The sequence below is a fragment of the Cypionkella sp. genome, assembly GCF_034376685.1.
Lineage (GTDB): Bacteria > Pseudomonadota > Alphaproteobacteria > Rhodobacterales > Rhodobacteraceae > Cypionkella.
Window position 1 is genome coordinate 1 of the sequence record NZ_JAXMJJ010000072.1, and the last position, 13877, is coordinate 13877.

11 protein-coding genes and 1 pseudogene are annotated in these 13877 nt (G+C 58.2%); 6 read left to right on the forward strand and 6 right to left on the reverse strand.

Going from position 1 to position 13877, the window contains the following annotated elements:
• Positions 1–440: 440 nt before the first annotated feature.
• Positions 441–1508 carry an SDR family oxidoreductase gene (locus tag U1A24_RS13450; RefSeq protein ID WP_322322483.1) on the reverse strand — a complete coding sequence of 356 codons (1068 nt, stop codon included), beginning with the start codon at positions 1506–1508 and terminating at the stop codon, positions 441–443.
• A gap of 104 nt (positions 1509–1612) precedes the next feature.
• Here U1A24_RS13450 and U1A24_RS13455 point away from each other — a divergent pair, with 104 nt between their 5' ends.
• On the forward strand, positions 1613–2503 hold the full coding sequence (locus U1A24_RS13455; protein ID WP_322322484.1) for a LysR family transcriptional regulator: 891 nt from the start codon (positions 1613–1615) through the stop codon (positions 2501–2503).
• 317 nt (positions 2504–2820) lie between these two features.
• Here U1A24_RS13455 and U1A24_RS13460 read toward each other — a convergent pair whose 3' ends face one another.
• Entirely contained in the window at positions 2821–4176 is a 1356-nt protein-coding gene (locus U1A24_RS13460; RefSeq protein WP_322322485.1) for an integrase family protein, read from the reverse strand.
• A gap of 371 nt (positions 4177–4547) precedes the next feature.
• Between U1A24_RS13460 and U1A24_RS13465 the strand changes: the two genes are divergently transcribed.
• From U1A24_RS13465 to U1A24_RS13475, 3 genes and pseudogenes are all read left to right on the forward strand, one after another.
• The gene (locus U1A24_RS13465; protein WP_322322486.1) at positions 4548–4904 is read left to right on the forward strand and encodes a hypothetical protein; all 357 of its coding nucleotides are present in this window, start codon (positions 4548–4550) and stop codon (positions 4902–4904) included.
• Between the two features lie 118 nt (positions 4905–5022).
• Positions 5023–6093: a calcium-binding protein gene (locus tag U1A24_RS13470; protein WP_322322487.1), complete on the forward strand. Its 1071-nt coding sequence runs from the start codon at positions 5023–5025 to the stop codon at positions 6091–6093.
• Between the two features lie 299 nt (positions 6094–6392).
• A pseudogene (locus tag U1A24_RS13475) lies at positions 6393–7420 on the forward strand (IS481 family transposase).
• A 103-nt stretch (positions 7421–7523) separates the two neighbouring features.
• On the opposite strand, the gene U1A24_RS13480 reads toward U1A24_RS13475, so the two are convergent.
• The 4 genes from U1A24_RS13480 to U1A24_RS13495 all read right to left on the reverse strand — a co-directional run bounded on the left by U1A24_RS13480 (position 7524) and on the right by U1A24_RS13495 (position 11613).
• Positions 7524–9041, reverse strand: coding sequence for a tripartite tricarboxylate transporter permease (locus tag U1A24_RS13480; protein WP_322322488.1), 1518 nt, complete (start codon positions 9039–9041; stop codon positions 7524–7526).
• Between the two features lies 1 nt (position 9042).
• On the reverse strand, positions 9043–9534 hold the full coding sequence (locus U1A24_RS13485) for a tripartite tricarboxylate transporter TctB family protein (RefSeq protein ID WP_322322489.1): 492 nt from the start codon (positions 9532–9534) through the stop codon (positions 9043–9045).
• Positions 9531–10475 carry a Bug family tripartite tricarboxylate transporter substrate binding protein gene (locus U1A24_RS13490; protein ID WP_322322490.1) on the reverse strand — a complete coding sequence of 315 codons (945 nt, stop codon included), beginning with the start codon at positions 10473–10475 and terminating at the stop codon, positions 9531–9533. Before U1A24_RS13490 ends, U1A24_RS13485 begins: the two co-directional genes overlap by 4 nt.
• 112 nt (positions 10476–10587) lie before the next feature.
• On the reverse strand, positions 10588–11613 hold the full coding sequence (locus tag U1A24_RS13495; protein ID WP_322322491.1) for an ABC transporter substrate-binding protein: 1026 nt from the start codon (positions 11611–11613) through the stop codon (positions 10588–10590).
• A 118-nt stretch (positions 11614–11731) separates the two neighbouring features.
• Between U1A24_RS13495 and U1A24_RS13500 the strand changes: the two genes are divergently transcribed.
• Both U1A24_RS13500 and U1A24_RS13505 read left to right on the forward strand, forming a co-directional pair.
• Entirely contained in the window at positions 11732–12409 is a 678-nt protein-coding gene (locus U1A24_RS13500) for a response regulator (protein ID WP_322322492.1), read from the forward strand.
• Positions 12406–13797, forward strand: a complete 1392-nt coding sequence (locus U1A24_RS13505) for a sensor histidine kinase (protein WP_322322493.1) — start codon at positions 12406–12408, stop codon at positions 13795–13797. Before U1A24_RS13500 ends, U1A24_RS13505 begins: the two co-directional genes overlap by 4 nt.
• Positions 13798–13877 lie beyond the last annotated feature (80 nt).

Sequence of the window (13877 nt, forward strand, 5' to 3'; positions counted from 1 at the left end):
ATGCTGGCGCAGGGCGCGGCGATCAGCCATGCCGCCCATGCCGTCGGATATGAGAGCGTGCCGCAATTCACCCGCGACTATGCCCGCTTGTTCGGCACGCCACCCGGTAGAGATATGCGAGAGGCCCGGTTGAGCGCGTGAAATGAATGACCAATGCAAGTATCAAGCTCGGCATCGCTCGCACAGTTGTCTGCCGGACCGTGAAACTGCGGGCTACTTTGATACGGTCTAAAAACTCGGCCCTTTGCAGATGCTCACCCCAGTCAGGATGCTGCTTCGCGGCGTTCCCAAAAGCCGCCGCTCGGCTGGCATCGTAGCAAGAACCCAGCCATGGTGGCCGCTTAGCAGGTTCTGTCAATCAGGTTTGGAAGATGAAGCACTGCCGCTCAGACAGTCAAACTGTCATCGCCATAGCTGGCCGTCCTCATAGCGCGCGTGGGCTAAACGAGGGCTGGAATTATCTTGCGACTTCTAAGCTCATCGAAGACCGCCATGAACATCTCTTCCGTATCTACATGCTCGTGAAAGCCGTAGCGCCGCGCCTTGGAGCCGTCAGCGAAGAAGTCATAGTTCCAGCTGAACACCGCATCAGCGAACGGCCAGGATGACACGCTTTGGTAAGAATTATCGTCCAGTCCGTGCGTAGCAACCAAATTGGCCCATAGCTCGCCCTTGTCCGCCATGATTGTGGAAAGCGACATTGGCAGCGGCGGGGCGACTTCCAGCTTGAAAAAAGTCGCAATCTTGGGCCACATCTCTGACCAGCGAAACAGATCACCGTTCGTGATATTGAACGCCTGATTTGCGCAGGCTGGAGTCGTCGCCGCCCAGACCATTGCGCGGGCAAGCAGGCCAGCATCGGTCATCTCCATCAACCTGTCATAGGCCCCCGGCTTGCCGGGAAACCGCAGCGGCAGTCCAAGCGCTTTTGACATTGAGGCATAGATTGCGATGGCAATCGCCAGATTCATTGGATTCCCCAAGCCGACTCCAACCACCACCGACGGCCGCAGCGCCGACCATGACCAACGCTGGCCAACCTGACGACGCTCGAGAAAGTCCTGCTGATCGATGTTGAACTCTGGTGGCATGTGGTTGGCATCGGTTTCACGGGCGGGTGTCTTGAACGGACCAAGATGCGCGCCGTAGACCTTGTAACCTTGCATGAGATTGATATGCGCCAATCCGGGCGCTGCGGGCACGATGGCATCCACCACATTGGTCAGCATGGCCAGATTCGGAGCCACAAGTTCGGACCACGACGGCCGGTCCTGATAGGCTGCATAGAAGATGTGGGTGACCTCTGTCAGCGGTGTCAGCTTCAACCGCGTATCCGCTACGTCCAGCAGATCGACCGCGACATGGCGGACGCGATCAGTTGAGACGCCACCACGTCGTGAGAGGCCGATGATCTGCCAGTCATCCATGGTCAACAAGTGATTGATGAGGTTGCCGCCGATCACACCGTTTGCACCGACCACAAGGGCCACTTTTTTAGAAATCGTCATATGTCTTCCCAACAGAATTGAAACATCTGGAGAAATCCTTCACATATTAGATGTGACGCCAGAAGATGGGTCCGTCTGCTATCACATATAAGAAAGACTTATGGATGGATGTATTCCGGGCGATGGTGACGTTCGTGCGTGTGGTCGAGGCTGGAAGCTTATCGGCAGCAGCACGCGATCTGAACGTCTCACAGCCTGCGATCAGTCAGCAGATCACAGCTTTGGAGCAGCATCTGCGCGTGCGCCTGATAAGCCGCACGACCCGGCAAATGGCGCTGACAGAGGCCGGGTCGCTTTATTATCGCAAGGCGCGGGCGATCATTGAAGCCGTTGCAGAGGCGGGCGAAGTTGCGGCAGGTCACAGCGCGACCCTGACTGGTGCGCTGCGTATTCAGGCACCGATTGGCGTCGGGCAAAGCTACATCGCCGATGTGGTCGTCGCGTTTCAGCAACAACATCCGCAGGTTATCATCGATCTCGTTCTGGACGACCGGTTTGTCGATTTGAATGCGCAAGCCGTTGATGTGGCTATCAGGTTTGGTAAGCTTGCATCATCCAGCCTTGTGGCGCGGCGTTTGGGCACCCTGCGCCGCATCGTCGTCGCATCCCCTAAATATGTAGCGGCGCACGGAAGTCCGGAGGATGAGTTATCGTTGGGCACCCATTCACAAGTGCGGTTCAACGCAGCGCCAGAAGGCGATGCCATGCCATTGATTGGGCCATCCGGACCCATCACAGTGCCGGTCAGAACCGCGTTCATGGCCAATAACGCTTTCACCCTGACGAAGGCTCTCGTGGCGGGTATCGGCATTGGCGGTGCTCAACTTCCATTGATAAATGACGCTCTGAAAAAAGGGCAACTGGTTCGCGTGATGTCCTCGTTCGCCTATGCGCCCTTAGAGGTCCACGCCGTATATCCTTCGGGACGCTTCATCCCCGCGAAGGTCAGCGCCTTCGTTGCATTTCTCGAAGATCACACGACTGGCATCTGGTGAAGGCAACGGGTTGCCACACTTCGAGTTGCTGCGAGAGGGCCAGCGGACCGAGCTGGCCTTGAAGCTCCCGATCGCATCCATGTCCAGCGTGACTGCGTTTCCAAGAGCCGGACCCTGTGGAGACCCGGAGGTGATGACCGTTCTGGCGCCCCCACCACCGATAGTGGTAAGCGATCAGCATTTGATTCAAGTTATTGGCGTTAATCCAGAAATGGCCCAAGCTCGGAGTGAACTCCACGAGCCGCACCACTACGCCCGAAAAAGCTGATAAACTGAGCTTGCATTGATTGGAAAAGGCCTGTGACATCACATGGACCCTAGCCAACAGGTGTTTCTGGCCTCAGCTCGATCCGCTTATAAACATCCGCCAGCTTTTCAAGCGCCGACCGCTGAGGATCTTCTGCGATGTCGTCGAGTGCGATATCTGACAGATAAGCATCAAGCGCGGGACTTGTTTCTTCGCGTCGATAAGCGGTTTTATGACCAAGAATCCGATCAATGGTGCTTAGATCGATGCCGATCGCACGCATAATCGTTGCACTTGTTCTGCGCAAATCGTGCCGATGCCAACTTGCGGTCTGGCTTTCGCGCTTGATTGCCCCGGTGATGCGCTCCCAGTTTTCCAGCTCCGTTCCGTGCGACGACGGGAAAACCAAGCGATCTGGATCATCAGCGCGCGCGGCATATCCAGGGAGCGACGTCAAAAGCTCAAGGGCGGCATCTGGAATCGGCAAAGTCTGAGATCGCGTCCCACCACGCACCGACTTGACGACTGGTTTGTGCCAGGTTCGCGCGTCGAAATCGACGTGTCGCCACTTCGCGACAACAACTTCGTTGAGTCGCGCGGAGGTCAGCAAGATGAAGCGCAGCGCTATCGGGCGCACGTCCTCATCAGACTTCATACGCATTCTCAACGAGGGCGGCGCCGGATACTTGAGGAGTGGTAACACCAATTGCAGTTCATCAACAGATAAGACCCTGTCACGCTTACCCGTGATTGTTTCGTCGTCTGCTGCAGGGTCGTGCGTATCGCGAAGATCTGCCACCTTTAAAGTCGGCTTTCTTCGTTTCCCTGCCGTTCTGAAGCGACCCCGGCCTGCGGACCAATCCAGGACGGCCATCAGGTTTGCGCGCGCGCGAGAGACTTGTCCGTTGGCTTTCTCAGCGCCTGACAGGGGCTCATAGTTGGTCATTGTATCGGAAAAATTATCATCTGTGATCTCAGACACGCGTCGCTCAAGCAGAGCGGCAAAGACCGTCCCAATCCGGTTTCTAGACTCAGAGTGCATGTTCCGCTTCGACCTTTTCCAAGTGACTCTCAACATGCCGGGGCCGTTCTCATACTCTTCAATCAACTTGGCTAACGTTGGATCAGCAGAGCCGGCCAGCGCGGCCTCGCGACGAACCTGATTCAAGTTACCTTCAGTAGCGCGAATATCGGCCTTCGCCAAAGCAGCTCTGGAGCGGGCATCTTTCAGCGATATGTCGGGATACTGGCCGAGCGTGACGCGCTGCGAAGTTCCATCCGCTGATCGGCACCGAACCGCCCAGCTTTTCGACCCGCTTGGAGTAATCCGCAGGGTCAAGCCTGGCTCGCGCGCATCCGCGATGTCCGTCCGAACATCGACCGACAGCCGTTTGATGTAGTGATCTGTAAGCTCAATCTTGGCCATCTCATTTCCTTGCAGCCTGCCATCGCAACATAACGGGGACACGCTGGGGACACAAACAGTCGCTGGACCTTATCCCCAAAATTGCAACATTGTGAAAAATGACCTACTTGACGCAGTCGAGTCAACACCTGTAGTTCATTGAAATTATACGCATAATTCACGATATAGCGTGTTTTTCAACTTGGCAGGTTGATTTTTCTCATCGCTTCAGACGAAACGACACACGTATTGAAAATCCGCGTGTCGGCGGTTCAATTCCGTCTCCGGGCACCACTTAAATCCTTGATTTATCGCGATTAAATGGTCGCTCGCTGTCTGAAGCTGTGTGGTTTGGCATGTTGTACACAGCTCTACACTTTTAGGCGGACAAGATGGCGGTCGAATCCAAGAACAAGACGACGTCGATCAAACATTTGCGCCAAGGGCTGTCTATTTTTCAGACTGGGCGAAGCCCATATTGGTTCATCCGATTGCGCGATCCCTTGGAGGGTCGATACGTTGTGAAGTCATCGAAGGAGGAGTCACGCGTTGAAGCCATTGCGGCTGCAAACGAATTTGAGAAAGCCTTTTTCAAAAAGGCCAACGGTGATTTTTCCCGAAAGAAAACAACAAGTTTCGAGCACTGCGCAGATCATATGCTGGCGACGCAAACGGCAAGATCGAAGTCGCACGATAGCGATCGCAAATTGCTGTATCATCAGAAAGACGGAATCATCTGGTCCCCGTAAAGCTTTACCAATTGGAAGCTTAGCTGCGGGATTCCATGCCCTTGATCGAGTTCTCTGGTATACTGATGGTATCGTCGGTGCTTCCGAATCGTCGATCTTGAAATAGGGGGGAATTTTTATGGCAAAGGTAACAGCCTACACGGCTTTCGATATGATCAATCCACCTATCTTGGACTGGTCGCTTCAAGGCTTTACAAGCACGGAAATAACAATTGTAGACGGGTTGAATACCGGGATTTATCGGGGGGATTTCACTTATGGCGGTTTCGGCAGCGTTTCCGGGGATCTTGATAGTTTTGAAACGCGTTTCAACGGAACTCTTCAGAATATAATTTCGGAACTTGATTTGGATGCAAGCCAAGTCTTGGCCTTGGTGCAAAGCGGTAATGCAGAAGACCTTTACGACCTGGCTCTGGACGGCAAAGATACGATTGTCGGCTCTGCTTTTGGTGACGTGCTTGCTGGGTTTGCAGGCGATGACAGTTTGCGCGGCAACGGTGGGGTAGACTATTTGTACGGCGGTGCCGGCAATGACACCATTGTCGGCGGGCTGGGAGCAGACCATCTTCACGGCGGGATCGGCAACGACGTCTATATCTTCGGAGCCGGAGATGTAGTTGTGGAACTAACCGGTGAGGGCACCGATACCGTCCAATCCTCGATTTCCAACGTGTTGGCAGGAAATATTGAAGTATTGGTCCTCACTGGGACGTCCGACATCAACGGCACAGGCAATATCCTGTCAAATCGGATCACCGGAAATTCCGGCGACAATAAGCTTTCGGGTGGACTGGGCAATGACACCATTGGCACGGGTCTGGGTGCGGACACCCTCAACGGTGGGGCCGGGCGTGACCTGCTGTACGGCGGTGTAGATGCGGCAGGAGATGTGTTTGAGTTCACCGCGCGGACGCAAACTGCCGTCGGGGCCAATCGCGACGTCATCTTCAATTTCACTAGGGGGGCAGATGATATTGATTTGCGCGTAATCGATGCCAACGCTGCGACTACCGGGGTGAACAATCAGTTCTTGTTCAGCGGGACAATAGCACAGGCCAATTCGGTTTGGTACACCGTGGTCGGATCAAGCACCATTGTGAAAGCAGATGTGACGGGCGACACCATTGCAGATTTTGAAATCATGGTGAATGGTGTGCCCAGTTTGAGTGCTTCTGACTTTCTGCTCTGATCCGAATTTTTTGCATGCTTGACGCTTTAGCGACACTTCTAGAACTGTCCTCCAAATTCACACTTGGGGGACAGTTTACGCTTGCCAGAGCAGCCAACGACAATACTCAGTCTCGGCGCAGCAGGATGTTTACGGGCTGCAAGGCATGCAGTATTAGCCATCAAAACAACTATTGGTTTAATTTACCTGTCTAAAAAGCTAGAGATCCGACGATTTATTGCCCAATAGTTTGCCTCACCAAGAGGTTTTGATCCCATGGTTTGCTGGTGTGACCCTTTCTCAAAATGGAAGCAAGCACTATGGGGCAAGTTTGCAATAGGAGAGCCACGGCCACGCACGCCTTCAGAGCAGCAATACAGCGATCCATTGTGCAGCTGGGCCAGGAGCTGCGCATCAATCCTAAGACGGTGTCAAAGTGGCGAATGCGGGCGACGGTCGAGGATATGAAGACCGAGCCGACGGAACCTCACTCGGCGGTTTTGACCGAGGTCGAAGAGGCTATGATCGTCACGTTCCGGCGCCACACGCTGCTGCCACTGGACGATTGCCTTTATGCCCTGCAGTCGTCTATCCAGCGTCTGACGCTGTCAGTCCTGCATCGCTGTTTTCAACGACATGGCAACTCGCGGCTGCCGGATGTCGAGGGCGACAGGCCCAAGCGCCAGAAGTTCGAGCACTACCCCATCGGGGTCATCCACATCCGTTGCCCTCTCGTGGTTTGCCCGCAAACCGAGAGAGGGGACATCGCCGAAGTGCAGCCCCCCAAGGCAAGCTCTTTCTGTTCGTCGGAATCGACAGGGCGTTCAAGTTCGCCGTTGTTCAGATCGTTGCAACTGCTTACAGAAAGACCGCCTAGGAGTTCCCCCAGCACATGCTTGAGGCAGTGCCCTGCCAGATCCACACGGTTCTGACGGATAATGGGATTCAGTTCGCAGAGCAGCCGCGGAACCGCAACACCATCTATCCCCGCCCGATACGCTTCGCCATGATGTGCGCGGCCAATGGGATCGAACATCGCCTCACGAAGCCCAACCATCCCTGGATCAACGGCCAGACCGAACGGATCCCTCTCATGGTTTGCGGACAAACCCTGAGAGGGCAACCGAAGCGGACGATCAAGGACCCGACTGTTAAGCGCTTCCACTACGACAGCCACGACCAACTGCGCACGCATCATGCCGACTTCCTCGCGGCCTGCAACTTAGCCCGAAGACTCAAGACGCTGAACGGACTCACGTCCTACGAATACATCTGCAAAATCTGGATATCAAAGCCGGACCGATTCATCCTCGATCCGATCCACCAGATGCCGGGACCGAATAACTAGGTGCAAGTACACACTGTCGATACGCAACATTGCTACATTGATAGAGAGTCGGCAGTGATCTTTGCTTGCGGGGCCGCGTTGGCACGGCCCCGTTTTGCCTGTCTTAATCCTCGGCACCCGCGATTTGCGACAGCACCTCGCCCTTGCCGCGCAGTCGCATGATCAGCGGAACCACAAGTGCCAGGAAGGTCACCAGCAGGATACCGGCGGAAACCGGGGTCGAGACCAGCGTTGTCCAATCGCCTTGCGAAATCGCCAGCGCCCGGCGGAGTTGCTGTTCGGCCATCGGGCCAAGGATCAGGCCCACCACCACTGGCGCAATCGGATAGCCGTGCAGCCGCATCAAATAGCCCATGATGCCGAAGATCAGCAGCATACCCAGCTCGACCGGAGACGGGTTCATGCCGATGGTGCCGAGTGTGGCGAACAGCAGGATACCGGCGTAAAGCCAATGGCGCGGGATGGTCAGCAGCTTGACCCACAGCCTGATCAAGGGCAGGTTCAGCACCAAAAGCATGACATTGGCAATCAACAGGCTGGCGATCAGACCCCACACCAGATCGGGCGAGGTGGCAAACAGCAGCGGCCCCGGTTGCAGACCGAATTGCTGAAAGCCTGCCAACATGATGGCCGCCGTGGCTGTCGTGGGCAGGCCCAGCGTTAGCAAAGGCACCAACGTTCCGGCCGCCGCAGCGTTGTTTGCGGCTTCTGGCCCAGCCACGCCTTCAATCGCGCCGTTACCGAACTCTTCCGCATGGCCCGAGAACCGCTTTTCCGCGCCATAGGACAGAAAGCTGGCAATATCGGCGCCACCCGCAGGCATCGCCCCGATGGGAAAGCCGATCGCCGTGCCGCGCAGCCACGGCTTCCACGAACGGCGCCAGTCTTCGCGGGTCATGGCGACAGCGCCTTTGATCGCATGCACCTTGTCATCCGCGCCGCCAATCTGAGCCGCGACGAACAGCGCCTCGCCCACGGCAAACATCGCAACGGCAAGGGTGGTCACCTCAATCCCGTCAAGCAACTGCGGCACATTGAAAGAAAGGCGCGCCTGCCCGGTCAACCCGTCAATGCCAACAAGTGCCAGCGCCAGGCCGACGAACAGCGAGGTCAGTCCTTTCAGCGCACTGTCGCCAAATGCCGCCGAGACGGTGACAAAGGCCAGCATCATCAAGGCGAAATATTCACGCGGACCAAAGATCAGTGCCAGCTTGACGATATGGGGGGCCAGAAACGCCAGTGCCAAGGTCGCCAGCAAGCCGGCCACGAAGGATCCGATGGCGGCTGTCGCCAAAGCAGGCCCGCCGCGCCCTGCCCGCGCCATCTTGTTACCCTCAAGCGCCGTCACAATCGACGCGCTTTCTCCGGGCGTGTTGAGCAGGATCGAGGTGGTCGAGCCGCCATACATGCCGCCATAGTAAATACCCGCGAACATGATCAAAGACCCTGCCGGATCAAGGCCATAGGTAACTGGCAGCAACAGCGCCACCGTCAGTGCCGGGCCGATGCCGGGCAACACACCCACGGCCGTGCCAAGCGTCACACCGATCAGCGCATACATCAGGATCATCGGATCCATCGCAATCGACAAACCGTGCAGCAGAAAATCCAGCGTGGTCATGTCAGCCTCCGTAGATCAGATGTTCCAGGAAACCGCCCGGAAGGTTCAACTGCAAAACCCGGTCAAAGATGCCATAGACCAGGAAGGCAAAGACGATGCCCACAGGCAGGGTCAGGGCGAGATTGCGCTTGCCGAAAGCAGCGGCGGTCATGGCAAAGAGAATCCCCGAGGCAATTGAAAAGCCAAGTGGCTTCAAAAGTACCAACTGCAACAGCAGCCCGCCCACGATGAAAGCGATCGGCACGACCTGTTGACGCGGCACAGCCGTTCCGCGGCCTTGAACGGCCTTGACCAGATGGGCCAGCCCCAAGGCGACGAGAGCCCAGCCAACGAACATCGGCGTATCGCCAGAGCCAATGCCCGCGTAGCCGCCTTTGTCCGGGATGATGGCACCTTGCCAAATCAGCAACGCACCCAAGGCCGCCAACCCTACGGCCACGATAAACGCCGCCCCATCGGGGCGACGTTTGGTTGTGGTATAAACCTTGGTCATTTCACCAGACCGATGTCCTTCAGGACAATCGTGGTTGACTCGACGTCGGCTGCGAGTTGCGCGTCGAACTCAGCGCCCGACAGGTAAGTGTCAGCCCAGCCCTTGGTTTCCAGCATGGTTTTCCAGCCAGCCGAATTCACCATCTTGTCGATATCCGCCGTAACAGCTGCCTTTTGCTCATCCGACAGACCCGGTGCCGCGGCAACCATGCGCCAGTTTTGCACATTCACATCGTAGCCCGCTTCTTTCAGGGTCGGCGCATCGGTGCCTGCCCATTTCTCAGCGGTCGACACCGCCAGCATCCGCATCGTGCCAGCTTCAACCTGCGGCAGGAACTCGCCCACACCCGAAATACCAACGGTGACTTGATTGCCAAGAATAGCGGCCAGAGCCTCACCACCACCGGCGAAGGCGACATAGTTGATCTTGGTCGGATCGACGCCTGCGGCTTTGGCCAGCAGACCGACGGTGATGTGATCCACCCCGCCAGCCGAACCGCCAGCCCAAGACACCGAACCCGGATCTGCCTTCATCATCTCAACCAGCTGATTGATGTCTTGAATAGGCGACGAGGCCGAAACGGCAATGCCAACGGCTTCGCCGGTCAGGCGCGCAATCGGGGTCACATCTGCCAGAGAGACCGGCGATTCATTGGTCAGGATCGCGCCGACCATCACATAGCCGCCGACGATCAACTGGCTGGGATCGCCCGACGTGCTGGACGCGAACTGCGCCAGACCCACGGTGCCACCCGCGCCGGGAACGTTCTGAACCTGAACCGAGCTGGAAATGCCTTCGGCCTGCAGCACCTCTTGCATTGACCGCGCGGTGCTGTCCCAGCCACCACCCGGCGCTGCCGGCGCGATGATCATGTAGTCGCCCGCCACTGCCGGAACGGCCAGAGCAGCTGCAAAGAACGCGCCCAAAAGCGTGTGTTTCATTCTGATTCTCCTCCCAAGGCACGGATTTTGTGCCGATTTCTTAGGGCGGCACCTCCTCGTGCCATCCCAGAGTTGAACTCCATCACACAAACCTGTCAACTCGCTGACAATTTTACTTCATATCCAGAGCCGCACGCCACAATCGGAACAACCGCTGCCGTTTGGCTTGATCGAGATAAACCAGAACGCCGGGACTGACCGAGACGGGTCGCAGTTGCTCGCCCAAAGCCACCTGCATGGCTCGGCCACTGTTGGCGCCGGAAACCTCAAGACTGACAGCAGGCATCCGCAGTTTTTCGGAAAGCAGGGTCTGGCCCTCTCTGCTCATCAGGAAACCCAGAAACTCTGCCCCCAGCTCTGGCGAGGCCGCCGCGCGCGGCACGAGCGCCACGCGGGACACCACCACGGTAAAGTCACGCAACAGCACCAGCCCCAGATCGGGGGCATTGCGGGCCTGATCAGCGGCATAAGAGCCTAAGATGTTGTAGCCCAACACCAAACGGCCATCTGCCACCCGGTCGATGATGTCCTGACTGGTCGGGAAAGTCTGCAACCCAGACGCCGCCATCACCCGCAGCAGCGACCAGATATCAGGGAAATGCTCGGCATCGCGGGCCAGAAACAGATAACCCACGGCGGATCGCTCGATATCATAGGTGCCGATTTTGCCCTGCAAGTCCGGTGGGGCGTGACGCAGCCATTGCATCAGCTCCAGCCGCGACGTTGGCGGGCCATTCGGAAAGCTTGGCTTGTGATAGACCAGAACGCCGGGCTCGAAGGTCATCGCAAAGGCGGTGTCCTGCCAATTCGCCCAATCCGGCCAGTTGCCCGCGGCGGGCACTGCCACCGGCTGCGCATAGCCATCATTGGCCAGCTTGATCTGCATATCCATCGCAGACGAGAACACAAAATCCGCGGTCGGCTGACCGGCTTGGGTCTCGGCGATCACCCGCGCGGAAATCTCACCCGCAAGCAGGTCTTCATAGCGCACCGACACCCCCGGATGCCCGGCCTGAAACGCTGCGATCAGCGAGACCGCCAACCGGTTATCCAGTGTCGAGTAAATCACCAGTTCCGAGTCGGCAGCGCCGTGCAGGGCCGGATAATCCACCACCTCGCCCCAGACGGGGCCAGTCATGACAGCGCTCGCAAGGGCTAAACCATGAAGTATTCGCATCATTTCAGTCTGCCCGATGCAACTGGCGTTCACAACTGCAGGGTTTCAGCCTAGCTTGAGCCACCGGAGGAGGTTCGGGATGCGCTTGCTGGTTGTGGAAGATGATCTGCCCTTGGCAGAAGCGCTGGTGACGCTTTTGACCTCGTCGGGCTATGCGGTGGATTGCGTCCACGACGGCGCATCCGCCGAAGCGCTGGTGGCGGTGGAACAGTTTGATCTGGTGATCCTTGATCTGAACCTGCCGCAGATGGATGGGTTGTCGCTGCTGCGCGCAATGCGGGCGCGGTCCAATGCGGCGGCGGTGATGATCCTGACCGCGCGTGGGGCGGCCGAAGATCGGGTGCGGGGCCTTGATCTGGGCGCGGATGATTACATGGCCAAACCCTTCGATGTGCGCGAATTTGAAGCCCGCGTGCGCTCGCTTTTGCGGCGTCAGGCCGGGCTGCGCTCTGCCACCGTGACGCTGGGTGCCATGACGCTGGATCTGACAACACGGCAATTTTCAGCGGCAGATCAACCGCTTGACCTGCCGCCGCGTGAGCGTGCCTTGCTGGAACTGCTGCTGACCCGTGCAGGCAAAGTGGTGACAAAGGAAGCCATCGTGCAGTCGCTGACTTCGCTGGATGACATGCTGTCGGACAATGCGATTGAGCAGTATATCTCACGCCTGCGCCGCCGGATTGCGCCGTATGGCTTGGGTTTGCGGACAGTGCGCGGCATTGGCTATCTGCTCGAGAAAGCCCCGGACAGCCGATGAAACCCTATTCGCTGCGCCGCCGTCTGCTGCTTTGGCTGTTTCTGGCCACGGCGCTGCTTGGCCTTGTGGCGCTGATGGACACCTGGCGCGAAGCGCTGCGCACGGCGCAAAGCGTGTCAGACCGGGTGCTGGTCGGCTCGGCTCTGGCGATTGCCGAACGGGTGACGCTGGACGAATCCGGCGGACTAGAGGTCGACGTGCCCTATTCCTCGCTGGAGATGCTGACCTCGACCGCGCAGGACCAGGTGTTTTACCGGGTTGATGGCCCGGTCGGAAGCTTTCTGACCGGATATGAGGATCTTGCGGTGATCCCGGCTGCGCCGGGCGGGGTGGCTTTTGCGGACGGCGCTTATGGTGCGGTGGGCATCCGCAGCGCCACGCTGATGCGCGAGGTCTCGACCGGCGCAAGCTCGATCCCGTTCAGCGTGACGGTGGCGGAATCGACGCGGGCACGGGCAGAACTGGCTCGCGCAATCCTGCTGCGGTCGGCCCTGCGGCTGGCGGTGCTGATCCTTGGCGTGGCCTGCATCGTCTGGATCGCGGTGACGCTGGCGTTGCGGCCGCTGGATCGCTTGGGCGCCGCCATCGCTGAACGCTCGCCCGACGATCTGCGCCCGGTGACAGCCGATACGCCGCAAGAGGCCGAGGCGCTGGTGCTGGCGATCAACTCGTTCATGACGCGGCTGGATACGGCGCTGGCAGCGCTGCGCCATTTCACCGGCAATGCCAGCCATCAGTTGCGCACGCCGCTGGCCGTCGTGCGCACGCAACTGGCGCTGATTGACCGCAGTGCAACGCCTGCGCAAACCGCTGTGGCGACCGGCAAGGCGAAAACCGCACTGGAGCGTGCCGAGCGGGTGTTGGCACAGCTTTTGGTGCTGGCGCGGGTCGATGCCGCAACCGGGGCCGCGACGCTGCAACGGGTCAACATCGTCGCGGTCGCCAAAGATCTGACCGCCGAAATGGTGCCGCTGGCGCTGAGCCACCGCATCGACCTTGGCTATGAAGGCGCGACCGAAGCGACAGCGCTGGCCGAGCCTGTGCTGTTGGCCGAACTGCTGAAGAACCTTCTGACCAACGCGATTGCCTATGCGGGCGGCGGCGCTGTTGTGACGATGCGCGTGCTGATCATCCAGCAAGCCGTAGTGGTCGAGGTTGAAGACAATGGCCCCGGACTGTCACCCGAGCAAACCGAGCGCGCGATATTGCGCAAACGGGGTGCGCCCACCCCTGCGCGTGCGTTGTCGGACGATCAGGAAACCGGCTTTGGGCTGGGGCTGGCGATCACCGCCGAAATCGCCGCTTTGTTTGATGCCGAGATTCAACTGCTGACAGGGGCTGGAGGCCGCGGCCTGCTGATCCGCATCAAGTTTCCCGCGCTTGCCTGAACACAACAGTCGCTGATGCGGTGCGGATCCGCTGGGAACGGCGTTCGCTTAGCCTGCAACGCCGCGCAGATTGGCTTGCC